21 protein-coding genes are annotated in these 22,198 nt (G+C 74.8%); 15 read left to right on the top strand and 6 right to left on the bottom strand.

Translation table 11 applies throughout. The features are described 5' to 3' along the window. The first annotated feature begins 91 nt into the window (after positions 1-91). Together EV386_RS06895 and EV386_RS06890 are read left to right on the top strand one after the other, a co-directional pair. Positions 92-943, top strand: coding sequence for a lysoplasmalogenase family protein (locus EV386_RS06895; RefSeq protein ID WP_165399866.1), 852 nt, complete (start codon positions 92-94; stop codon positions 941-943). 10 nt (positions 944-953) lie between these two features. Continuing rightward, a complete protein-coding gene (locus EV386_RS06890; RefSeq protein WP_130413547.1) occupies positions 954-1,664 on the top strand; it encodes an alpha/beta hydrolase in 711 nt (236 codons plus the stop codon). A 49-nt stretch (positions 1,665-1,713) separates the two neighbouring features. Here EV386_RS06890 and EV386_RS06885 read toward each other — a convergent pair whose 3' ends face one another. Together EV386_RS06885 and EV386_RS06880 are read right to left on the bottom strand one after the other, a co-directional pair. Continuing rightward, positions 1,714-4,203 carry a DNA gyrase/topoisomerase IV subunit A gene (locus tag EV386_RS06885; protein WP_130413545.1) on the bottom strand — a complete coding sequence of 830 codons (2,490 nt, stop codon included), beginning with the start codon at positions 4,201-4,203 and terminating at the stop codon, positions 1,714-1,716. 73 nt (positions 4,204-4,276) lie between these two features. Further along, positions 4,277-5,170 carry a DMT family transporter gene (locus tag EV386_RS06880; RefSeq protein WP_130413543.1) on the bottom strand — a complete coding sequence of 298 codons (894 nt, stop codon included), beginning with the start codon at positions 5,168-5,170 and terminating at the stop codon, positions 4,277-4,279. Positions 5,171-5,298: 128 nt separating this feature from the next. Between EV386_RS06880 and EV386_RS06875 the strand changes: the two genes are divergently transcribed. The 4 genes from EV386_RS06875 (at position 5,299) to EV386_RS06860 (ending at position 10,648) form a co-directional block, all read left to right on the top strand. Next, complete coding sequence (locus EV386_RS06875; RefSeq protein ID WP_130413541.1) at positions 5,299-8,034, top strand: bifunctional acetate--CoA ligase family protein/GNAT family N-acetyltransferase; 2,736 nt, start codon at positions 5,299-5,301, stop codon at positions 8,032-8,034. 115 nt (positions 8,035-8,149) lie between these two features. After that, a complete protein-coding gene (locus EV386_RS06870; protein ID WP_130413539.1) occupies positions 8,150-8,755 on the top strand; it encodes a DUF5998 family protein in 606 nt (201 codons plus the stop codon). Between the two features lies 1 nt (position 8,756). Further along, on the top strand, positions 8,757-9,986 hold the full coding sequence (locus EV386_RS06865; protein ID WP_242607860.1) for an alkaline phosphatase family protein: 1,230 nt from the start codon (positions 8,757-8,759) through the stop codon (positions 9,984-9,986). Between the two features lie 17 nt (positions 9,987-10,003). Then, a complete protein-coding gene (locus tag EV386_RS06860; protein WP_130413537.1) occupies positions 10,004-10,648 on the top strand; it encodes a thymidine kinase in 645 nt (214 codons plus the stop codon). Positions 10,649-10,676: 28 nt separating this feature from the next. On the opposite strand, the gene sepH is transcribed toward EV386_RS06860, so the two are convergent. Next, on the bottom strand, positions 10,677-12,050 hold the full coding sequence (sepH, locus tag EV386_RS06855; protein ID WP_130413535.1) for a septation protein SepH: 1,374 nt from the start codon (positions 12,048-12,050) through the stop codon (positions 10,677-10,679). 142 nt (positions 12,051-12,192) lie between these two features. Here sepH and EV386_RS06850 point away from each other — a divergent pair, with 142 nt between their 5' ends. From EV386_RS06850 to EV386_RS06840, 3 genes are all read left to right on the top strand, one after another. Continuing rightward, on the top strand, positions 12,193-12,873 hold the full coding sequence (locus EV386_RS06850; protein ID WP_242607859.1) for a trimeric intracellular cation channel family protein: 681 nt from the start codon (positions 12,193-12,195) through the stop codon (positions 12,871-12,873). Further along, positions 12,870-13,721 (top strand): inositol monophosphatase family protein, encoded by an 852-nt coding sequence (locus EV386_RS06845; protein WP_130413530.1) that lies wholly within the window; start codon positions 12,870-12,872, stop codon positions 13,719-13,721. The genes EV386_RS06850 and EV386_RS06845 overlap by 4 nt, the downstream gene beginning before the upstream one ends. A gap of 211 nt (positions 13,722-13,932) precedes the next feature. Beyond that, positions 13,933-14,232, top strand: coding sequence for a DUF4193 domain-containing protein (locus EV386_RS06840; RefSeq protein WP_130413528.1), 300 nt, complete (start codon positions 13,933-13,935; stop codon positions 14,230-14,232). 72 nt (positions 14,233-14,304) lie between these two features. Here EV386_RS06840 and EV386_RS06835 read toward each other — a convergent pair whose 3' ends face one another. Then, positions 14,305-14,817 (bottom strand): DUF3093 family protein, encoded by a 513-nt coding sequence (locus tag EV386_RS06835; protein WP_130413526.1) that lies wholly within the window; start codon positions 14,815-14,817, stop codon positions 14,305-14,307. 48 nt (positions 14,818-14,865) lie between these two features. Between EV386_RS06835 and dut the strand changes: the two genes are divergently transcribed. From dut to EV386_RS06815, 4 genes are all read left to right on the top strand, one after another. After that, positions 14,866-15,348, top strand: a complete 483-nt coding sequence (dut, locus tag EV386_RS06830; protein WP_130413524.1) for a dUTP diphosphatase — start codon at positions 14,866-14,868, stop codon at positions 15,346-15,348. A gap of 107 nt (positions 15,349-15,455) precedes the next feature. Next, complete coding sequence (locus EV386_RS06825; RefSeq protein WP_242607858.1) at positions 15,456-16,196, top strand: DUF3710 domain-containing protein; 741 nt, start codon at positions 15,456-15,458, stop codon at positions 16,194-16,196. Positions 16,197-16,211: 15 nt separating this feature from the next. Next, complete coding sequence (locus EV386_RS06820; protein ID WP_130413520.1) at positions 16,212-16,580, top strand: OB-fold nucleic acid binding domain-containing protein; 369 nt, start codon at positions 16,212-16,214, stop codon at positions 16,578-16,580. Then, positions 16,577-17,317: a DUF3159 domain-containing protein gene (locus EV386_RS06815; protein ID WP_242607857.1), complete on the top strand. Its 741-nt coding sequence runs from the start codon at positions 16,577-16,579 to the stop codon at positions 17,315-17,317. The genes EV386_RS06820 and EV386_RS06815 overlap by 4 nt, the downstream gene beginning before the upstream one ends. Here the strand turns inward: EV386_RS06815 and EV386_RS06810 are convergent. Both EV386_RS06810 and EV386_RS06805 read right to left on the bottom strand, forming a co-directional pair. Next, the gene (locus tag EV386_RS06810) at positions 17,314-18,033 is read right to left on the bottom strand and encodes a potassium channel family protein (protein ID WP_130413518.1); all 720 of its coding nucleotides are present in this window, start codon (positions 18,031-18,033) and stop codon (positions 17,314-17,316) included. The two genes, EV386_RS06815 and EV386_RS06810, sit on opposite strands and share 4 nt — an antisense overlap. A gap of 3 nt (positions 18,034-18,036) precedes the next feature. Continuing rightward, complete coding sequence (locus tag EV386_RS06805) at positions 18,037-18,687, bottom strand: potassium channel family protein (RefSeq protein WP_130416807.1); 651 nt, start codon at positions 18,685-18,687, stop codon at positions 18,037-18,039. A gap of 91 nt (positions 18,688-18,778) precedes the next feature. Between EV386_RS06805 and EV386_RS06800 the strand changes: the two genes are divergently transcribed. Continuing rightward, a complete protein-coding gene (locus EV386_RS06800; protein WP_130413516.1) occupies positions 18,779-20,782 on the top strand; it encodes an APC family permease in 2,004 nt (667 codons plus the stop codon). 37 nt (positions 20,783-20,819) lie between these two features. Then, positions 20,820-22,163, top strand: a complete 1,344-nt coding sequence (locus EV386_RS06795) for a class I SAM-dependent RNA methyltransferase (protein ID WP_130413514.1) — start codon at positions 20,820-20,822, stop codon at positions 22,161-22,163. Positions 22,164-22,198: the final 35 nt, after the last annotated feature.

Raw genomic sequence — 22,198 nt, 5'->3', positions numbered from 1 at the left:
GCGGGCGCCCGCACGGGCGGGTGGCTCACATCGCCTGCGGCGCGGCGGTGGGGGGTGTTGCGGCGAGGGCTGCGGCCCTACGCTGTGGCCCGTGCACGATGACGTCCACACGACCGGCTCCGACGACGCGGCCGCGACCGGACCGGGGTTCGACCCCGAGCCCGTTCCCGACCCCGGTGGGGCGCTGCCCGCGACCTTCTTCGACCCGCTGCGCCGCCGGATTGAGCCGTGGCTGCCGACGCGCGCCGCCCGCGCGTGGTTCGGCGCGTTCGCCGCGCTCGTCGTCGTGCACCTGGGCGCGCACTTTGTCGGTCCTGTGCGCGTGGCGGGCGTGACACAGTGGCTGCTCGTGCCGCTGCTCGCGGCGTCCCTGTGGTGCGCGATCGCCGCGCCGCGCCCGCGTCTGGCCGTGCTGAGCGTGCTCGCGCTGCTGTGCTCGTGGGCGGGCGACACGGTGCCGGCGTTCGCCCCCGACGCGGTGTCGTTCCTGGTGCTCATGGGGTTGTTCGCGTGCGCCCAGGCGGTGTATGTGCGCGCGTTCGCGCCGTTCCGCGAGGCCAGTGTGCTGCGGCGTCGGCGCGGGGTCGTCGTGGTCTACCTGACCGTGTACGCGGCCGTCGTCGTCGCAGGGCTCGTCTCGACGTTGAGGTGGGGCGCGTCGCCGACGTGGGCCGCGGCGGCGTTTGTGGCTGGGCTCGCGGTGTACGGCGCGCTGCTGGTCACGATGGCGGTGCTCGCGACGGGCGTCGACCGGCTCGCGGGCGTCGGCGGCGCGCTGTTCCTCGTCTCGGACGGGCTGCTCGGTGTCGGCCAGGTGGCGCCGCAGGTGATCGGCGCGCTGCCCCGCGGCGTGTTCGGGTTCGCCGTGATGCTCACCTACCTGGCGGCGCAGACGCTCATCGCGGCCGGGGTGCGGCGGCGAAGTGTCGGGGGTCACACGTAGGGTCAGCGGTATGGACATCGTGCTGATCCCCGGATTCTGGCTCGACGCCTCGGCGTGGGACGACGTCGCGCCGCCGCTCGTGGCGGCCGGCCACGACGTCCACCCGTTGACCCTGCCGGGGCTGGCGCCCGGCGCCGACCGCTCACGCGTGCACTTGGAGGACCACATCGGCGCGGTGGTCGACGCCATCGACGACGTGCCGGGCGAGCGCAAGGTCGCCCTGGTCGGACACTCCGCCGGCGGTGGGCTCGCGTACAACGCGGCCGGTCGTCGGGCCGATCGCGTCGCCCGAGTCGTCTACGTCGACAGTGGGCCGATGGGCGAGGGGCAGGCGATCGACTCCGGGCTGGACCCCGCGGTGATCGACCACGACCTGCCCGCCTGGGACCAGTTCGAGCCCGAGGACCTGGTCGACCTCACGCAGGACCTGCGGGCGGCGATGCGCTCGCGGGCCATCCCGCAGCCGGCGCACACCGTGCGCGAGGGGCACCACCACCCGGGCGACCCGGCCCTGCGCCGGGCGATCCCGGCGACCGTGATCGCGTGCGAGTTCCCGGCCGACCAACTGCGCGCGCTGATCGCGCAGGACCACCCGTACGTGCGCGAGCTCGGGTCGCTGGACGACTACGAGATCATCGACCTGCCGACGGGGCACTGGCCCATGCTCACCAAGCCCGCACCGCTCGCCGCGGCCATCCTCGCGGCGGTCGACCGCGACTGAGCGGCGCCGCGCCACGCGGCGCGCGTCACGGCGACCCGCCCGCGGGGACTCAGCCCAACGCGGCGACCGGGCCCGGCAGCGGGGTGCCCGAGCCGTCGCGGCGGTGGTCCGGCGCCGGCAGCTCGACGGGCTGTCCGCCGCCGCCGACCGCGCGCACAGGGCTCTCGCCCACCCAGGCCAGGACGAGTCGGTCCTCGCCCTTGAGGAAGCGGTGCGAGCGGACGCCGCCGGTCGCGCGCCCCTTGCCGGGGTAGAGCTCGTACGGCGTGACCTTGACGGACCCGCCGCCCACACCGGGCAGCTCGTCGCCCGAGCCGGCGACCGTCACGACCGCGAGCTCGGGACGCACCGCGGCGCGTGCGACGCCGAAGAACACGACGCTCTGGCCCGGCGCGAGCTTGATGCCGGCCATGCCGCCGGCCGCGCGGCCCTGCGGCCGCACCGCGGAGGCGTCGAAGTGCAGCAGGCTCGCGTCCGAGGCGACGAACACGAGTTCGTCGTCGTCGCCCGTGGGGGCGGCGCCCACGACGGCGTCGCCGTCCCTGAGCGCGATGACCTCCCACTCGTCCTTGTTGCCCGGCACGTCGCCCGCCGCGACCCGCTTGACGATCCCGCCCGCGGTGCCGAGCGCGAGCGTGGGCGCGTCGGCGGCGAGTGAGACCACTGCGAGCGCCTCCTCGCCCGGGCCCAGGGTGGCGAGCTCGCCCACCGGGATGCCTCCCGAGAGCGAGGGCGCGCCCTCGGTCGGCGGGATGGCCGGCAGCTCCAGCGTCGAGACGCGCAGCACGCGGCCCGCCGACGTCACGATCCCGACGTCGGAGCGTGTCGTCGTCGCCACGTCGCCCCGCAGGGCGTCATGCGCGTGCCGGCGCCCGGAGCGGGTCACGGGGGCGTGTGCGGACTCGCCCGACGTGCGGGCCAGCAGACCCGTCGCGGACAGCAGCACGCGTGTGGGGGAGTCGGCGATCTCGAGCGAGATCGCGGGAGCGCGTCCGCGTCCGCGGGCCGGGGCGGGCGCCGCGGACGACGTCGCCGTCGCGCCCGCCGAGTCGAGCAGCACCGTGCGGCGCGGGGTGCCGTAGGCCGTGGCGACGTCGGCCATCTCACCCGAGACGACGCGGCGCAGCACCTCGTCCGAGCCGAGGATCTCCTCGAGCGAGGCGATCTCGCGCTGCAGCTCCGACTGCTCCTTCTCGAGTTCGATGCGGCTGAACTTGGTCAGACGGCGCAGTTGTAGGTCGAGGATGTAGGTCGCCTGCGGCTCCGACAGGTCGAACACGTCCATGAGGCGCGCGCGCGCGATGGCCGCGTCGTCGGAGGATCGGATGACCTGGATGACCTCGTCGATGTCGACGATGGCCAGCAGCAGGCCCTCGACCAGGTGCAGGCGCTCCTGGCGTCGGGCCAGGCGGTAGGCCGTGCGGCGGCGCACGACGTCGAGCCGGTGGTTGACCCACACCCGCAGCAGGTCGAGCAGGCCGAGCGTCTGGGGCTGGCCGCCGACCAGCGCGACGTTGTTGATGCCGAAGGAGTCCTCCAGCGGCGTGGTCCGGTAGAGCTGCTCGAGCACCGCGTCGGGGTCGAAGCCCGTTTTGACCTCGACCACGAGGCGCAGGCCGTGGTTGCGGTCGGTGAGGTCTTGGACGTTGGCGACACCCTGGATCTTCTTGGACTTGACCCCGTCGGCGATCTTCTCGACGACCTTCTCGGGGCCGACCAGGTAGGGCAGCTCGGTGATGACGATGCCGCGGCGGCGCGGGGTGATGCTCTCGACGCGGGCCGTCGCGCGGGTGCGGAACGTGCCGCGCCCGGTGCGGTAGGCGTCGCGCACGCCGTCGAGGCCGACGATCTTGCCGCCGGTGGGCAGGTCGGGTCCGGGCACGAACCGCATGACGTCCTCAAGCGTGGCGTCCGGGTGCGCGAGCAGGTGACGGCCGGCCGCGACGACCTCGACGAGGTTGTGCGGGGCCATGTTGGTGGCCATGCCGACGGCGATGCCGCTCGCCCCGTTGACCAGCAGGTTGGGGATCGCGCTCGGCAGCACCTCGGGCTGGGTGAGCTTGTTGTCGTAGTTCGGGATGAAGTCGACGACGTCCTCGTCGAGTCCGGCGGTCATGGACGTCGACGGCGGCGCCAGGCGCGCCTCGGTGTACCGCGCCGCCGCGGGGCCGTCGTCGAGCGAGCCGAAGTTGCCGTGCCCGTCGACCAAGGGCAGGCGCAGCGAGAAGTCCTGCGCGAGGCGCACCAACGCGTCGTAGATCGCGGCGTCGCCGTGCGGGTGGAGCTTGCCCATGACCTCGCCGACCACGCGCGAGGACTTCACGTGTGGGCGGTCGGGCCGCAGGCCCATGTCGGCCATCATGTACAGGATGCGGCGCTGGACGGGCTTGAGGCCGTCGCGCGCGTCGGGCAGCGCGCGGGCGTAGATGACCGAGTACGCGTACTCGAGGAACGACGTCTCCATCTCCGACGCGACGTCGATGTCGACGATCTTCTCGTCGAAGCTCTCGACGGGGGGTGCGGCGGGCTTGCGCGCCATCGGGGTGCGGCTCCTGCGGGGCGTCGGGGTGGGCGTGCGTGACCACCGGTTCGGACGGGCGTTCGAGCGAATGCTAGCCGGTGTGGGCCACGGCGCCCGCGAGCCGTGCCCGGCGTGGCCGCCACGTCGCGAGGAACGCGCCCGCGAGCACGAGCGGGAAGCCGACGAGGATGCCCGTGGTGATCGGCTCTCCCAGGAATGTCACGCCGGCGACGAGCGCGACCGCCTGGTTGAGGTAGGTGATGACGGTCGCGGGCGCGGGGCCCACCTCGGCGATGAGTTCGAACAGCAGCACGAACGCGAGCGCTGTCGGCACCAGCCCGAGCGCGACGACCGAGGCGAGCGCGCCGCCCGACGGCGCCGCCGTCGGCCAGGTGGCGAGCGCGAACGGCGTGTACACGATCGCGCAGAAGGTCAGCGCGACGGCGTTGACCGTCACGGGGGACACCCCGCCGAGCGACCGCGCCACGATCATCGGCCCGACGGCGTAGCACAGCGCGGTCACCAGCACCTGCAGCACGGGGCGCAGGGCCGCGCCCTGCGCGGCGTCGACGCCGGCGAGCGCGGCGACGCCCGCGAGCCCGACGAGCAGGCCGACGACGCGCAGTGCCGACAGGCGCCGCTCGACGCGCAGCATGAGGGCGAGCGCGGTGGCGAAGATCGGCACGGCCGCCACGAGCAGGCCGGCCAGTGACGAGGTGATGTGCCGCTCGGCGTCGGTCAGCAGCCACCACGCCGTCGCGATCTCCACGCTCGCGTAGGCGAGCACCGCGGGCCAGCGGCGCAGCACGGCGCGCAGGTCGCCCGAGCGCACCGCGAACGGCGCCAGCACCAGCGCGCCGATGACGCATCGGCCGAGCACGATCACGGCCGGTGACAGGTCCGCGACCGCGATCCGGATGAGCAGGTAGGGGATGCCCCAGATGAGTCCGAGCGCTCCGAAGAGCACGGCCCCTCGCTTGGTCATGTGGTCTCCTCGCCCGGCGGTCGGCCCGGGCTCCCGGGCGGCGCCGCTGTGGGCATCCGGAGCGTAACCGCGGCGGGGGAGACACGTCATGACCAATGCGCGCGGCCGCGTCCCGCTAGCCTGGGTGAATGAGCCAGGCGCCGCCGTACCCCGTCGCGTGGGAGGCCGACGTCGTGCTGCGCGACGGCACCACCACGCACCTGCGGCCCATCCGCCCTGACGACGCCGACGCGCTCCAGCGCTTCCAGACCCACCAGTCCGAGCGCTCCTCCTACTTCCGCTTCTTCGCCCCGGTGCGCAGCCTGAGCGACCGCGAGCTTGAGCTGTTCACGCACGTCGACCACACCGACCGCGTCGCGCTCGTCGCGGTGCGCCCGGGGGCCGACGACGCGAGCGTCGAGGACATCATCGGCGTCGCGCGCTACGACGTCGTCGAGCCCGGGCTGGCCGAGGTCGCCTTCAACGTGGCCGACTCGTTGCAGGGACGCGGCGTCGGCTCGGTCCTCCTGGAGCACCTGGCCGCGGCCGCGCGCGAGCGCGGGCTGCGGAGGTTCACGGCCGACGTGCTGCCGCAGAACGGCAGCATGCTCGCCGTGTTCCGCGACGCGGGCTACGGGCTGCGCCAGCAGATCGACGACGGTGTGGTGACCGTGTCGGTCGACCTCGACCCGACCGAGCGCTCGCGGCAGGTCATGGCCGACCGTGAGCACCGCGCCGAGGCGCGCAGCATGCAGGCGCTGCTGTCGGCCCGGCGTGTGCTGCTGGTGGGCCCGGGGCCGGAGCGGCCCGACGGCGCCGTGCCCGGCTGGCAGTCGGCCGCCCTGCTGGCCCAGCGCGTGCTCGACGCGGTCGCGGCCGATCCCGGTGACACCGAGCTGTTGGCGCTCGACGCTCCCGGACCGCTCCCGCCGACGCCGTCCGTGCGCGGGCTGGAGTCGTGGGACGAGGTGCCCGAGGTCGACCTCGTGCTGCTGTCGCTGCCCGCCGAGCGCGCGCTCGGCGCGGTGCGACGACTGGCCGGCAAGGGGGTGCGCGGCGTCGTCGTGCTCTCGGCCGGATTCGCCGAGACGGGGCCGGCGGGCCTTGAGCGTCAGCGCGAGCTGCTGCGCGCCGCGCACGGCCTGGGTATGCGCGTCGTCGGGCCGGCCTCGTACGGCATCGTCTCGACCGTGCCCGGCGCGCGGCTGCGCGCGAGCCTCGCCGAGCGCCCGCCCGCGCCCGGCGTCGTGGGGATCTTCTGCCAGTCGGCGCCCGCGGCGGTCACGCTCACCGCGACGCTCGAGCGGCGCGGGCTCGGCGTCTCGGCGCTCGTCTCGGCGGGCCACCGCGCCGACGTCTCGGGCAACGACCTCATGCAGTACTGGCTCACCGACCCCGCCACACAGGTCGCGTGCCTGTACCTGGAGTCGATCGGCAACCCGCGCAAGTTCACGCGCGTGGCGCGGCGGCTGGCGGCCGACAAGCCCGTCGTGGCCGTGGTCGCGGGCCGCTCCGGGCAGGTGGTCCCGCCCGGGCACGCGGTGCGGGCCACGCACACCCCACGCGCGATGCTCGACGAGATGCTGCGGCAGTCGGGGGTGATCCGTGCCGAGAACACCCACCAGCTCATCGACATCGCCCAGGTGCTGGCCCACCAGCCGCTGCCACGCGGCGGCCGCGTGGGCATCCTCGCCAGCTCGGCCGCGCTGGCCGCGCTGGTCGCCGAGGCCGCCGCGGCGCACGGACTCGTGGTCGCGGCGTCGAGCGACTTCCTGGCGCCCGAGCGCTCGGCCGATGACGTGCGACGCAGCGTCGAGGCGCTCTACGCCGACGACGCGTGCGACGCCGTCGTCGTGGTCGACGTGCCCGTGGTGATGCCCCGCGGCGACGTCGTCGCCCGGACGGTCGCCGAGGCGGCCGCCCGCTCGGGGCGCACCACCGTCGTGTCGGTCGTGGGCCTGCACGGGATGCCGGACGAGCTGGCCGCAACGGCCCCCGACGGCGTCACGGTGCGCGTTCCCGCCTACTCGACGCCCGAGGACGCCGTCGCCGCGCTCGGCAAGGTGGTCGCCTACGCGCGCTGGCGCGAGCAGGACCACGGCGCGCCCGTGCGGCCCCCGGGCGTTGACCGCCCGCGCGCCCGGCGCGTGGTCGAGGCGGCGCTGCGCGAGGGACCGAACCCCGACGAGTGCGACGACGGCCTCCTGCTCGACGACGCCCGCACCGCCGAGCTGCTCGACTGCTATGGCCTGCGCCCCTGGCGTGTGGCCCAGGTGCGCTCGGCCGAGGAGGCGGTCGCCGCAGCCGGGGCGCTCGGGTGGCCCGTCGCGCTCAAGACGGCCAGTCCCGCGCTGCGGCACCGCACCGACCTTGGCGGCGTGCGCCTCGACCTCGGCGACGGCGACGAGCTGCGAGACGCGGTCGAGCGCATGACCGCCGTCGCGCGCGCCGCGGGCGTCGAGCCGGTGCTCGAGGTGCAGTCGATGGCGCCCGCCGGAGCCGCCGTCGTGGTGCGCTCGGTCGAGGACCCGCTGTTCGGCCCGGTGGTCTCGTTCGGGCTCGCGGGCGACGCGGTCGACCTGCTGGGCGACGTCGCCTCAGGCGTCGCGCCGCTGACCGACGTCGACGTGCGTGAGCTCGTGCGGGCCGTGCGCGCCGCGCCGCGCCTGTTCGGGTACCAGGGCGCCCCGCTCGCCGACGTCGCTGCGGTCGAGGACGTCGTCGCGCGCGTCTCGGTCATGGCCGACGACCTGCCCGAGCTCGCCTCGGTGGAGCTGTACCCCGTCGTGGCGGGCGAGCACGGCGCCTCGATCCTGCACGCCGCCGTGCGGGTGCGCCACGCACAGGAGCGGCGTGACCCCTTGCGCCGCGCGCTGCCCGCCTGAGCCGCCTGAGCCGCGCGGTCCGCGGCGCGCCGTCGGCGATCCGCGCGCGCCGTCGCGACGACGGCGAGGCGATCGCCGCCGACGGCGCGCACAGCCGTGGTGGAACAATGGGCCGGTGCCCCACCCCGAGCGCTCTGCCACCGACCTGACCCTGCCCGCGGACCTGCACGCCGAGATCGTGCGCGCCGGCTACTACCCGCAGCTCGTCGTCGACGTGCTCGACGTGGCGCTCGCGGGTGAGCCGGTCATGGGTCACCTGGTGCAGGCCGAGACGACCTTCGACTCCGAGGTGCGCCGTCACCTGACGGTGCTCGTGCTGACGGCCTCGCGTCTGGTGACCGCGCACGTCGACGACCACGAGGGCGACCACGCCCACCCGTCGTCCGCCGCGGCGACCACGGAGACCGTGGCCCTGGGTGAGATCCGGTCGGTCTCGCTCACGCACATGGTCGCCGAGCCGGCCGCCTACCGGTCGGGGCGTGGCGGCGCGCACACCTCGGAGCTGAGCCTCGTGATCGGCTGGGGCGCGGTCTCCCGGTTGGAGCTTGAGCCCGCCACGTGCGGTGACCCGCAGTGCGAGGCCGACCACGGCCTGACCGGCCAGCTCATGCCTGACGACGTGGTCGTGCGGGTGTCCAGTGCGGCCGAGGGCCCCGACGCGGTGCGCCGCGCGGTCGCCTTCGCGCGCCAGCTGTCCGCGGCGACCGCGCGGCGGGCCTGAGGTGGCCGCCCCCGTCCTGCCCGCCGGGATGCTCGCCCCCACCTACGGCCTGGACTCGCTGGCGGCGGTGCTGCCCGCCGCAGCCGGGGCGCTGGGCGTCGAGGTGACGACGTCGACCGGGCTGCGCTCGGCGTCGTGCGCGGCCGCGCTCGGGCTGCCTGCGGCGCAGCGCGTCGTCGTCGTGCTGTGCGACGGCCTGGGCCTGCTCAACCTCGCCGAGCGGGCGGGACACGCGCCGTTCCTGCGCGGGCGCCTGGCCGAGACGCGCGCGCTGCGCACCACGTTCCCCTCGACCACGGCCGCGGCGATCAGCGCGTTCGGCACGGGCGCCGCGCCCGGACTGACCGGCATGCTCGGCTACACGCAGCGCAATCCCGCCACGGGCGGGCTGGCCAACATGGTGTCGTGGACCGAGCAGTCGGACCCCTCGCGGGTCTCGCGCCCGGGCGGTCAGACGCTCGCCGGGGTGCTGCCGGTGCCCGCCCCGACGCTGCAGCGCGAGCCCACGGTGTTCGAGCGCCTCGTGGCGGCCGATGTCGCGGTGACCTCGGTCGGGCCGTCGCGGTTCGCCGGGTCGGGCATGACGCTGGCCGCGCTGCGCGGCGCGCAGTACGTGGCCGCCGAGTCGCTGGCCCAGCGGGTCGACGGCGTCGTGCGGGCGCTGCGCGCCCCCGGCCTCGCCTACCTGTACTGGGGGGACGTCGACAAGACGGGCCACCACCACGGCTGGCAGTCATGGCAGTGGGGTGACGAGCTGGAGGCGTTCGACCGTGAGCTCGCGCGGCTCGTGCGGTCCCTGCCCGCCGGGACGCTGGTGCTCGTGACGGCCGACCACGGTCAGATCGAGGTCGACCCTGATGACCGCCTCGACGTCGCGACCACACCCGCCCTGGCCCAGGGCGTCGACCTCGTCGGCGGCGAGCCACGCGCCGTGCACCTGTACACGGGCGGCGACCCGGCCGCGGCGGCGGGCGTCGCCGGCCGGTGGCGCGAGGTGTTGGCCGAGCGCGCCGTGGTGGTCGAGCGCGCCGACGCGGTCGCGGCGGGGTGGTTCGGCCCGGTGGCCGAGCACGTACTGGCGTGGGTGGGCGACGTCGTCGTCGCGCCGTGCGGGCGCCTGACGATCGTCGACTCGCGCACGCAGACCCCGGCGTCGCTCGGGCTGGCGGGCGTGCACGGCTCGCTCACGCCCGAGGAGATGACCGTCCCGCTCCTGGCCGCGACCGCCTGATCTGCGAGGATCCCCACATGGCCGAGCTCGTCTTCTTCAGCGGCACCATGGACTCCGGCAAGTCGACCCTCGCGCTGCAGACCGACTACAACTACGCCGCGCGCGGACGCACCGGACTGGTCTTCACCCGCCACGACCGGGCCGGGGCGGCCCGCATCTCCTCGCGCCTGGGACTGGAGACAGGGGCGCGCGAGGTCGACGACTCGACCGACTTCTGGTGGGTGGTCGAGCAGGAGCGCCAGCGTGGGCGCCTGGTCGACTACATCGTGTGCGACGAGGCGCAGTTCTACTCACCCGCGCAGGTTGAGCAGTTGGCGCGGCTGGTCGACGAGGTCGAGATCGACGTGTTCGCGTTCGGCATCACCTCGGACTTCCGCACCCGGCTCTTCCCCGGATCGGCCCGCCTCATCGAGCTCGCCGACCGCACCGAGATCCTGCAGGTCCAGGCCCTGTGCTGGTGTGGGCGGCGCGCCACGCACAACGCGCGCACCGTGGGCGGCGTCATGGTGGTCGAGGGCGAGCAGGTCGTGGTCGGCGACACCACCGCCGAGGCGATCGTGGCCTATGAGGTGCTGTGCCGCCGCCACCACATGCGGCGGATGACGGCGGCCTCGGCCCGGCAGCGCGCGTCTGCGCACGAGTCGCGGCTCGATCTGCCGTGACGCCCCACCGCGGCCGCTGAGGCGTCGCTCACGCGTCGGGGCGGGCCCCGAAGACGATCTCGTCCCAGCTGGGGACCTGGGCCCGGCCCTTGCGGCCCGAACGCCGCGCAGCGGGGACGCCGCGGCCGGGGGTCGCGGGCGCGCCACTGGCCGCCGGGGTGGAGGCGGTGGCGACGTGGTCGGCGTCGGGCGCGTCATCGGCTCCGGGACCCGGCTCGCGCCCGGCGGGCTCACCGTGCGCGCCGCTGTGGTCGCCGGCGCCGCCGCGATCGGCGGCCGACTGCGGCTCGGCCTGGGGCGCCGAACCCGCGCCCTTCGCCTCGTCACCGTTCGGCGCGGTCGAATCGGGCAACGGCAGGAGCGCGGGCTGTGTCGCGCCCGGTCCGGCGCCGGGCGACACCGAGCGATCGCGGCCGCGGCGCGGGTTCCAGCGCCCGAGGTCGACGACGCTCGCACCGGTTCCACCCGCCTCGGCGACGGGCTCCGGGGTGGGCGCGGGCCCGCGCTCGCGCACCGGTGCGTCGGGCCGAGGCCCCTCGACGCGGGCGTCGACGCCGTCGTCGTGGCCGTCGTCGTGGCCGTCGTTCTGGGCGGCCGCGGGGACCGCCGGGATCGACGTCGTCCCCGGCCGTCGCCCGCGTGGGGGCGGCCGGTGTCCACGCCGTCCGGCGAGGTCGTCGAGCAGCACGTCGGTCTCGTCGTCGACGGCCCACGAGGCGCCGCGGTCCGCCGATCCGCGCGCGGCGTCGCCTCGTGGGCCGCGCCGCGCCGAGAGCGAGGGAACGCCGCGCACCTCGGGGGTCACCGGGTCGTCCGGCTGACCGAGCCAACGCGCCTCGTCGTCGAGCGGTGTGACCACGCGCCCGCGCAGGTCGAACGTCCAGCGCGCGCTGCGCTCGCGGTCACCGGCGGCGAACCTCACCTCGACGACCCAGGGCGCGGCGCCCTCGCGTCGCGCGGACCAGACGGCGTCGGCGGCGCGCACCCCGCGGGCCGCCAGGCGCGAGTCGGCGATCTCGCCGAGCTCGCTGGTGGCCGCGACGCCGACGACCTGGTGGCCGCGCACCATGCCGATGACGTGCTCGCGCTCGGTCAGGACGGGCCACTCGTAGCGCCGGACATGCTCGACGGGCAGCCCCGACTCGGCGGCGAGCTCCTCGGCCGTGGCGCCGGCGCGCAGGCGCGCCTGCAGCTCGCGCGGGCGCAGGCCGGCGGCAGGGGACTGCTCCCGCGTGGCGGCGGGCGCCAGGCCGGCGTCAGGCGTGGCGCCCGACCGCGCGGCGTCACGCAGCGCGGCGCGCAGCGCGTCGGTCACGGGCAGGGAGTGCTCCGTGCCGTCGGCAGAGCGCAGGACGAGGTGGCCACCGTCCGTGTGCACCCTCACGAGCTCGAGCTCGGCCATGCTTCCTCCTCGGCGGGGCCATGACGCGCCCCCGCGCCGACGTACTGACGGATCGAGCGTGCCACCGTGCGCCGTGTGCGGCCTGCAACCGCGCCGGTGTGCCGCCGATCCGGGCACGCCGACTGACGGCAGGATGTCTCCCGTGACCGCGTTCTTGGACTGGCTCGCCGAGCTGCACGTCGACACGGCGCTGGAGTTGGCCGGCGTGTTCTTCGCCGCGCTGTCGGGCGGACTGGCGGGTGTGCGCAAGAGCTTCGACGCCTTCGGGGTGCTGGTGCTGGCCTGGGCGACCGGATTGGGCGGCGGTGTGATCCGCGACGTGCTGATCGGCGCGACGCCGCCCGTCGGCATCGCGAACTGGAGGTTCGTGTCGACCGCGCTGGTCGCCGGGATCGTGATCTTCTTCCTGCACCCCAGCGTCGAGCGCATGCGGCGCACCGTCATCGTGCTCGACGCGTGGGCGCTTGCGTTCTTCGTCCTGCTCGGCACCACCAAGGGCCTGGCCCTGGGCGCCGGACCGCTCGCGGCGATCATGGTCGGTGTGCTGACGGGCATCGGCGGCGGCATCCTGCGCGACATCCTGGTCGACGAGGTGCCCCTCGTGCTCGCCGACCGCCAGCTGTACGCGATTCCGGCGTTCCTGGGCGCGATCGTCACCGTGCTGCTGTGGTGGCAGGGGTGGCTCGCGCTGTGGTCGCAGGCGCTCGTGGTGCTGCTCGTCAGCGGCATCCGTCTGGTCTCGCTGCGGCGCGGCTGGGTCTTGCCCGCCCCCGGAGCGGGCTGGAGCGGAAGGTGGGGCACCCGGGGCAGGATGGGCCGGTGACCAGTACAGCACCCGTCCTGCCCGAAGGCGTCACCGTCCCCGCCCTGCGCGCGCTCGCCGAGTCCCTCGCGACCGAGGCCGGCGCCGTCGTGCGCGCCCGTCGCCCCGAGCGCGTGACGGTCGCCGCCACCAAGTCGTCCGACGTCGACCCCGTGACCGCGATGGACCGGGCCGTCGAGGAGCACCTCGTCGCGCGCCTGGCGACCGAGCGGCCGACCGACGCGATCCTCGGTGAGGAGGGCGACGACGTGCCGGGCACGAGCGGGCTGACGTGGGTCGTCGACCCGATCGACGGCACGGTCAACTACCTGTACGGCGTCAGCGCGTTCTCGGTGTCCGTGGCCGTGGTCGCCGGGCCCCCCGACCCGTCCGCCTGGACCATCCTGGCCGGCTGCGTGCACGACGTCGTGGGCGCGCGCACCTGGAGCGCGGGGTTGGGCCAGGGCGCCACGCTCGACGGCGTCCCGCTGCGCCCGGTCGAGCCGGCCCCGCTCGGCCTGAGCCTGGTCGGGACCGGCTTCGGGTACGCGGCCTCACGCCGCGCGCACCAGGCGCAGGTGTTGGCTCACGTGCTGCCCCAGGTGCGCGACATCCGCCGCCTCGGGTCCGCCGCCATCGACCTGTGCCTCCTGGCGCAGGGATCGCTCGACCTGTACTACGAGCGGGGACTCAACCCGTGGGACATGGCGGCCGGCGCGCTCGTGGCGACCGAGGCGGGCGCGCGCGTCGTCGGGCTGCGCGGCGGCGCGCCCGGGCCGACCATGACCGTCGCGGGCCGCGGGGCCGGCCTGGACCAGCTCGTCGGCCTGCTCGAGGCCGCGGCGGCGGACGCGCCCGACGGCGTCTGAGACTCAGCGCGCCGGCTGCCGGTGTCGCGACCACGTGCGTCACGCGCCGCCATTTGTGCAGGTCGTGGGGGGTTCTTCGACGCGTGGCGCGGATCGCCTCGCGGGGACTGTCCACATAGGGCACAATCCGGTGGCTGATCGGGAACAAATCCCGGAGCCCGAGCATTACTTGCGCGTACCGACACCGAGATCACGGAGCGTGACCACAGCGATGGCAACCGACTACGACGCCCCCCGCAAGAACGACGAGGACGTGGAGCAGGACTCGATCCAGGAGCTCCAGGCGCGCCGTTCCGACAAGACGTCGGGTGTTGTCGACGAGGACGAGACGGAGGCGGCGGAGGGCTTCGAGCTTCCGGGCGCCGACCTCTCCGGTGAGGAGCTCGCCGTGCGCGTGCTTCCCCGCCAGGCCGACGAGTTCACCTGCACGTCCTGCTTCCTCGTCCACCACCGCAGCCAGCTGGCGTATGAGAGGAACGGCCAGATGGTCTGCTCGGAGTGCGCGGCCTGAGCGTCGCGCGACGCCGCGGACACGCGTCCGCAGACCCGACGCGCCCGCCGGGCGCCGGGGAGTGCTGGGCCGTCACGCCTCGGGCGTGACGGCCCTTGGCTCGTCCGGACCGGCCTGATCCGTACGCGCCCCGGCGGCGCGCAGCGCTGCCGCGAGCTGCTGCGGACGCCGAGTCGAGACCAGCCAGTACGGCGTGGGGTCCTGCGGGTCGTCGAGCGCGACGCGCACCCCGGTCGCGATCGAGGAGACCAGCACCACGTGGGCGCGCGCGTCGAGGCGCGCGCCCAGCTCGCGGTCGCGATGCGCGCGGTCCGCCACCACGACCGGGTCGCCCAGCAGCGAGACCGGCACGTGCGCGCGCCCCGCGCGCCACTGCGCGCCGACCACCTCGACGACCGGCGCGGCCAGCACCATCCAGGCCACGCCCGCGACGGCGACCACCACGCCCGCGACGATCGCCGCGACCGGCGCCACGGGCAGCAGCACGACCAGGATCAGCAGCCCGGCGCAGGCCGCCGCGGCCAGCAAGCCCGGGCCGGGGACCAGGCGCTCGCGGTAGTCGGGGGTGGGGGAGACGCTGCGCATGGCCCCATCCTGCCCCGTGCGCGGCGGTGGCCGCGTACGCTTCGGCCCGTGACCGAGCACCCGCAGCCCCGTGACACGACCGTCGACGTCCTCATCCGTCTGCTCGACGACGCGGTCCCCGTGCCCTCCTACGCCCACCCGGGCGACGCGGGCGCGGACTTGGTGACGACAGTCGACGTCGAGATTGCGCCACAGGGGCGCGTGACCGTGCCGACGGGTGTGGCGATCGCGCTGCCCGACGGGTACGCGGCGTTCGTGCACCCGCGCTCGGGCCTCGCGGCGAAGCACGGCCTGACCATCGTGAACGCGCCGGGCACCGTCGACGCCGGGTACCGCGGCGAGTTGCGCGTCACGCTGCTCAACACCGACGCCGCCGAGACGGTCCGGCTGCGGCGCGGCGACCGCGTCGCGCAACTGGTGATCCAGCGCGTCGAGAGGGCGCGGTTCGTGCGCGCGCAGACGCTGCCCGGATCACACCGCGGCGAGGGCGGCTTCGGGTCGAGCGGCGGCTGGGCGTCGGCGCAGGGGTGACGCGGTGGCCGAGGTGACGGCCGCGGGGCCCAACCGGGCTAGTGTGGAGACGAAAGAACGGCGCGGCCGCGATGCGGCGCGCCTGCGATCGAGTGAAGGAGCCCCGCGTGGGTCTGTTCCGGCGCAACGCGTCGAAGAGTGAGGCCGCCGAGCCCGAGGCGGCCGCGACGCACGACGTCGTCGAGGCCGCGCAGCAGGACGGCGCGGACGCCGCAGAGCCCGCGCGCAAGGGCCCGTTCGACGCGGCCGAGGTCGCGACCATGGGACCGCGTGTGGACCTGGGCGCGATCTGGCTGCCCGTCATGCCCGGCCTTGAGCTGCGCATGGAGATCGACAAGCGCACGAAGAAGGTCACCGGAGTCTCGGCGACGCTCGCGGGCTCGGGGCTGCAGGTCCAGGCTTTCGCCGCGCCGCGCACGTGGGGCATCTGGGACGAGGTGCGTGAGGAGATCAGCACGTCGGTGACCGCCCAGGGCGGCACGGTCGACGACGTCCCCGGCCCGTTCGGGCGCGAGCTCATCGCGCGCATCCCGGCGCAGGGCGCCGACGGGCGCCAGGGCGTGCGCCCGGCCCGCTTCGTGGGCGTGGACGGTCCCCGGTGGTTCCTGCGCGGCGTGCTGACGGGCGCCGCGGCGGTCGACCCCGAGGCGGCCCGCGCGCTGGAGTCGGTGTTCGCCAACGTCGTCGTCGTGCGCGACGACAGCCCGCGCCCGCCGCGCGACCTGCTCACGCTCACGCTGCCCAACAGCGGCGGCGCGCAGGCCCCCGCTGAGGCCGCAGAGCCCCAGGCCAAGACGCCCGCCTTCGACCCGCTCACGCGCGGGCCGGAGATCACCGAGATCCGCTGAGGTCAGGGGCTCACGATGTCGCTGCGCACCGCCGTCCGGCAGGTGTTCGCCTCCGCAGACTCCGTCGCCGCGGGCGAAGAGCGGGCCGAGGCCGCCAAGACCCAAGGCTGCGTCGCCGTCTCTACGCTGACCCCGCGCCAGCGCGGCAAGGCGGCCGGGGTGCTGCGCTCGGTCGTGCTGCGTCCGCGCGACGGCGTGCCGTCGGTCGAAGCCGAGCTGTTTGACGGCTCGGGGGCGCTCGACCTGGTGTGGCTGGGCCGACGGACCATCGCCGGGGTCGAGCCGGGCCGGCGCATCTGCGTCGAGGGCATGGTGTGTGAGGCCGAGGGTCGGCGCACCATGTTCAACCCGCGCTACGAGCTGCGTCCGAAGGCCGGCGAGTGAGCGCCCGCGAGCAGCCGGCCACGCCGCCGGCGCGCCGCGGCCTGCAGGCCGTGACGGGCGAGACGTTCTCGTTCGCCGACGCCGTCGGCGGCGTGCGCGGCGTCGTCGAGACGGTGCTGCCTGGGACGCTGTTCGTCGTCGTCTACGTCGCGTCACGCGACCTGGGCTGGTCGCTGGCCGCCGCCGCCGTGTCGGGGCTCGTCGCCGTCGCAGTCCGGCTGGCCCAGCGCACCCCGGTGACGCAGGCGCTCGGCGGGCTCGCCGGCATCGCCGTGGGCGTGATCTGGGCGTGGCGTTCGGGCGAGGCGGGCAACTTCTTCGCCATCGGGCTATGGACCAACGCCGCCTACCTCGTGCTCGTGCTCGCCTCGATCCTCGCGCGCTGGCCCGCGGTCGGGCTCGTCGTCGAGGCGCTGCGCGCCGGGTTGACCGCGGAGCGGGCGCGCGAGCAGAGCGCTGAGGGCGCCAACCCGTTCGCGGGCATGACCGCGTGGCGCGCAGACCGCGCCCTGGTGCGCCGCTACACGGTCGCCACCTGGCTGTGGGTGGGCATGTTCGCGCTGCGGCTCGCCGTCCAGGTGCCGCTCTACCTCGACGACTCCGTCGGGTGGCTCGGCACCGCGCGGCTCGTGCTCGGCGTGCCGCTGTGGGGGCTCGTGCTGTGGCTGACATGGGCGGTGGTGCGCGGCGCCCACCCGCACGCCTTGGCCCCTGAGCAGCCGGCAGAGGCGCGCTAGATCTGCGCGGCGTCCGCCTGGGCTGAGTCCGAGCGCGCTGAGTGCGACTGTGCGGAGCCGCCCACCAGCAGGGTCTGCAGCGTGTCGGTGTCGACGTCGCGACCGGTCACCAGCAGCAGCTCGTCGCCCGCCTCCAGCGTGTCGTCGACCGACGGCGCGATCGGCAGCGGGCCGCGCACGATGGCAGCCAGCACCGTGTCGGCGGGCCAGTCGATCGCGCCCACGCGCGTGCCGACCAGCGGAGAGTCCGGCGGCAGCGTGAGCTCGAGGATGTCGGCGCCCGACTGGTGGAAGGTGAAGATCTTCACCACGTCGCCCACCGCGACGGCCTCCTCGACCATGGCCGTCATGATGCGCGGCGTCGAGACCGCGACGTCCACACCCCACGACTGGTCGAACATCCACTCGTTGCGCGGGTTGTTGACGCGCGCGACCGTGCGCGGGACGCCGAACTCCGTCTTGCACAGCAGCGAGAAGACCAGGTTGACCTTGTCGTCGCCCGTGGCGCCCACGACGACGTCGGCCTGCGCGACCTGGGCGTTCTCCAGGGTCGGCAACTCGCACGCGTCGGCCAGCAGCCAGTCGGCGTCGGGCACCTGGGCCACGCGCATGGCCGCCGGGCTCTTGTCGATGAGCACAACCTCGTGGTCGTGGCTGAGCAGCTCGCGGGCGATCGAGCGCCCGACCGAGCCGGCCCCGGCGATGACGACGCGCATCGGTCAGTCCTCCTTCTCGGGGGCGTGGGTCAGCGTCCGCTCGACCAGGTCCGCGTCGTCGGACCGCAGCAGCACGTGCAGCACGTCGTTCTCCTGCAGCACCGTGTCGCCGGTGACCATGACGCCGTCGGTGTAGCGGGACAGGAACGCCACGCGCGCACCCGTCGCCTCCTCGATGCGGCGCACCGACCGGCCCGTCCATCCGGCGTGGTAGTCGATCTGCACGAGCCGGACCTCGCCGGACGGATCGCGGTACTCGTCGGTGGCGCCCAAGGGCAGCATGCGGCGCAGCACCTGGTCGGCGGTCCACCGCACCGTCGCGACGGTCGGGATGCCGAGCCGCTGGTAGATCTCGGCGCGCTTGGGGTCGTAGATGCGGGCCACGACGTTGGCGACGCCGAACGTCTCGCGCGCGACACGCGCGGCGAGCACGTTGGAGTTGTCGCCGTCGGACACGGCGGCGAACGCGTAGGTGTCCTCGATGCCGGCCTGGATGAGCGTGTCGCGGTCGAAGCCGATGCCCGTCACCTTCTGACCGCCGAAGTCGCCTGCGAGCCGCCGGAACGAGTCGGGGTTCTGGTCGATCACCGCGACCGAGTGGCCGCGCGACTCGATCTCCTGTGCGAGCGAGGCGCCGACGCGGCCACAGCCCATGATCACGAAGTGCACGTCACGAACGCTACACGCGGCGCCACGGCGCGGCCGACACACGCGCTCGGTGCTCGGCGCGCCTACAGTGGGCGCCGTGTCGGACATCGCGGACGCCGCTAAACGCATTCTGCTCGGTCGCCCCATGCGCAGCGAGCACCTGGGGAACACGTTGCTGCCGAAGCGCATCGCGCTGCCCGTCTTCGCCTCGGACGCGCTCTCGTCGGTCGCCTACGCCCCCGACGAGATCCTGCTGACCCTCGCGATCGCCGGGGTCGCCGCCTCAACGGTGTCGCTGTGGGCGGGCCTGGGCGTCGTCTTCGTGCTCATCGTGGTCGTCCTGTCCTACCGACAGAACGTGCACGCCTACCCCTCGGGCGGTGGCGACTACGAGGTCGCGACCACCAACCTGGGCGCGCCCGCGGGCCTGTCGGTCGCCTCGGCGCTGCTGGTCGACTACGTGCTGACCGTGGCGGTGTCGATCAGCTCGGCCTCGCAGTACGCCGCCTCGGCGATCCCGGCGCTGCGCGGCCACGAGGCCACGGCCGCCGTCGTCGCCGTCGTCGTCCTCGCGCTGGTGAACCTGCGCGGGGTGCGCGAGTCGGGCACCTTGTTCGCGATCCCGACCTACTGCTTCATGGCGCTCATCGGCCTCATGGCGGCGGTGGGCGCGGTCCGGTACTTCGCGGGCGAGCTGCCGATGGCCGAGAGCCACGACTTCGAGGTGGCGCCGAGCGCCGGGTTCGACCAGGGCCTCATGGGCCTGGCGGGGGCCTTCCTGTTCGCGCGCGCGTTCGCCTCCGGCTGCGCCGCGCTGACCGGTGTGGAGGCGATCTCGAACGGCGTCCCCGCCTTCCGCAAGCCCAAGTCCCGCAACGCGGCCACGACGCTCGCCCTGCTCGGCTCGATCTCGGCGTCGATGGTGGTCGCGATCCTCCTGCTCGCGCAGGCGACCGGCGTCAAGTACGTCGAGGACCCGGCCACACAGCTCACGCTCAACGGCGCGCCGCCGCCGCAGACGTACGCGCAGCACCCGACGATCGGCCAGCTCGCGGCCGCGGTGTTCCAGGGTTTCTCGCCCGCGTTCTACGCGATCTCCGCCATCACGGGCCTGATCCTGGTGCTCGCCGCCAACACCGCGTTCAACGGGTTCCCGGTGCTCGGCTCGATCCTCGCCAAGGACGGCTATCTGCCGCGGCAGCTGCACACGCGCGGCGACCGGCTCGCCTTCTCGAACGGCATCCTCACCCTCGCGGTCGCGGCGGTCGTGCTGATCCTCGCGTTCGACGCCCAGGTCACGCGCCTGATCCAGCTGTACATCGTGGGCGTCTTTGTGTCGTTCACCCTGTCCCAGCTCGGCATGGTCCGGCACTGGACGCGCGAGCTGCGCCGTCAGCCCGACCCGGTCGAGCGCAAGCGCATGCTGCGCTCGCGGGTCATCAACGTCGTGGGCTTCGGCTGCACGGGGTTCGTGCTCATCATCGTGCTGCTGACCAAATTCACCCACGGCGCGTACATCGCCATCCTGGCGATGGCGGCCCTCTACGTGCTCATGCTGGCGATCCACCGGCACTACGGCCGCGTGCGCGACGAGCTCGAGCTCGACGACGTCGCGGCGGCGCGCGCGCTGCCCAGCCGCGTGCACGCGCTGGTGCTGGTCTCCAAGATCCACAAGCCGACCATGCGGGCGCTGGCCTACGCGCGCGCCTCGCGCCCCTCGGTGCTCGAGGCCGTCACCGTCGGCGTCGACGCGGACGACATCGCCGAGCTGACCGCACGCTGGGAGTCGCTCGACCTGCCGGTGCCCCTGCGGGTGCTCGACTCGCCGTTCCGCGAGATCAGCCGACCGATCCTCAAGTACGTGCGCTCGATCCGGCGCGAGTCGCCGCGCGACCTCGTGGTGGTCTACATCCCCGAGTACGTCGTCGGGCACTGGTGGGAGCAGCTGCTGCACAACCAGTCGGCGCTGCGCCTCAAGGGCCGGCTGCTGTTCACCCCCGGCGTGGTGGTCGCGTCGGTGCCGTGGCAGCTCTCGTCCTCGCAGGGGCACACGGGTCTGGAGGACACCACCTACGTGCAGGGCCGCGTTCCGCGGTTCTGAGGTTCGCCCCGGTCGCGCGTGCTGGGAGAATGGCCAGGTGCCCCACTCCCCGCGCGTCTCCCGTCCCGCCCACCGCCGTCCGCGGCCCCGCCCGGCCGAGGTCGACACCGACGCCGGACGCGAGGTCGAGCTCGTCGTCGGCCCCGTCGCGCACGGCGGGCACGCCGTCGCCCGCCTCGACGGCCGCGTCGTGTTCGTGCGGCACGCGCTGCCCGGCGAGCGCGTGCGCGCCGTCGTGACCGAGGGCGGCCCCAAGTTCTGGCGTGCCGACGCCGTCGAGGTGCTCGCCGACGCCTCGCCGGACCGCGTCCCGTCCGCCTGGCCCGCCGCGGGCCCCGGCGGCGTCGGCGGCGGTGAGCTCGCGCACGTCTCGCTCGACGGGCAACGTCGGTGGAAGGCCGCCGTCGTCGTCGAGCAGTTGCGGCGGTTGGCGGGGATCGAGCGCGACGTCGTGGTCGAGCCGGCGCCCGGCGACGACGAGCGCGGTGGGCTCGGGTACCGCACGCGCGTGGACCTGGTCGCCGACGGCGCCGGGCGTGCGGGCATGCGCCGGTTCCGGTCGCACGACGTCCTCGCGCTCGACGACATGCCGCTCGCCACGGGGCACGTTGCGGCGCTCGCCGAGCGCGAGGAGGTGTTCACCCGGCGGTGGACGCCCGGCGCCCGCCTTGAGCTCGTGGCGCCCGCCGACGGGTCGGAGCCGGTGCTGTTGGTCGACGGCGAGCTGTGGCGCGGGGGCCGGGTCGACCGGCGGCCCAACGCCCGCCGCGCCGTGGCCGAGGTCGTCACGCCGCTGCGCGCCGCCGCGCCCGTGGGTGAGCCCGCCGCGTTCCGCTACCGCGTGGCCGCCGACGGGTTCTGGCAGGTGCACCGCGAGGCGCCCGCCGTCCTGGCAGGGGCCGTGCTCGACTCCGCGGGTGACGTCGCCGGCGCGCGCGTGCTCGACCTGTACTCGGGCGCGGGCCTGTTCACGCTGCCGTTGGCCGCCGTGGTGGGCGAGGCCGGTCGGGTGATCGCCGTCGAGGGTGACACGCGCGCCGTCAAGGACGCGCGGCGCAACGCCCATCACCTGCCCCAGGTCGAGCTGCGCCTCGGCGCGGTCGACCGGGTGCTCGCCGAGGGCGACGCCGGGGGAGCGGACGTGGGCGCAGCGGACGTCGTCGTGCTCGACCCGCCGCGCGCCGGGGCAGGACGGGCCGTGGTCGAGTCGATCGCGCGGCGCGGCCCATCGCGTGTCGTGTACGTCGCGTGCGACCCGGCGGCGCTGGCCCGCGACGTGGCCTACCTCGCGGACCTGGGGTACGAGCTGACCGGGTTGCGGGCCTTCGACCTGTTCCCGATGACGCACCACGTCGAGGCGGTCGCACTGCTGACGCGCTGATCAGGCCGCCGAGGTGAGGCGAGGCTAAGTATCTT

Origin of the sequence: Xylanimonas ulmi (assembly GCF_004216535.1) — a bacterium.
Taxonomy (GTDB): Bacteria; Actinomycetota; Actinomycetes; order Actinomycetales; family Cellulomonadaceae; genus Xylanimonas; species Xylanimonas ulmi.
Note: the sequence above shows the minus strand (reverse complement) of the source record. Positions and strands in the feature narration are given on the sequence as shown.

What these genes read in the sequence shown, in the direction of transcription:
- EV386_RS06880 (WP_130413543.1), bottom strand. Translation starts at nt 5,170, where the DNA reads ATGACCAAGCGAGGGGCCGTGCTCTTCGGAGCGCTCGGACTCATCTGG.
- EV386_RS06885 (WP_130413545.1), bottom strand. Translation starts at nt 4,203, where the DNA reads ATGGCGCGCAAGCCCGCCGCACCCCCCGTCGAGAGCTTCGACGAGAAG.
- EV386_RS06810 (WP_130413518.1), bottom strand. Translation starts at nt 18,033, where the DNA reads ATGCGCGTCGTCATCGCCGGGGCCGGCTCGGTCGGGCGCTCGATCGCC.
- EV386_RS06890 (WP_130413547.1), top strand. Translation starts at nt 954, where the DNA reads ATGGACATCGTGCTGATCCCCGGATTCTGGCTCGACGCCTCGGCGTGG.
- EV386_RS06835 (WP_130413526.1), bottom strand. Translation starts at nt 14,817, where the DNA reads ATGCGCAGCGTCTCCCCCACCCCCGACTACCGCGAGCGCCTGGTCCCC.
- EV386_RS06875 (WP_130413541.1), top strand. Translation starts at nt 5,299, where the DNA reads ATGAGCCAGGCGCCGCCGTACCCCGTCGCGTGGGAGGCCGACGTCGTG.
- EV386_RS06805 (WP_130416807.1), bottom strand. Translation starts at nt 18,687, where the DNA reads ATGGGCTGTGGCCGCGTCGGCGCCTCGCTCGCACAGGAGATCGAGTCG.
- EV386_RS06840 (WP_130413528.1), top strand. Translation starts at nt 13,933, where the DNA reads ATGGCAACCGACTACGACGCCCCCCGCAAGAACGACGAGGACGTGGAG.
- EV386_RS06820 (WP_130413520.1), top strand. Translation starts at nt 16,212, where the DNA reads ATGTCGCTGCGCACCGCCGTCCGGCAGGTGTTCGCCTCCGCAGACTCC.
- sepH (WP_130413535.1), bottom strand. Translation starts at nt 12,050, where the DNA reads ATGGCCGAGCTCGAGCTCGTGAGGGTGCACACGGACGGTGGCCACCTC.
- EV386_RS06860 (WP_130413537.1), top strand. Translation starts at nt 10,004, where the DNA reads ATGGCCGAGCTCGTCTTCTTCAGCGGCACCATGGACTCCGGCAAGTCG.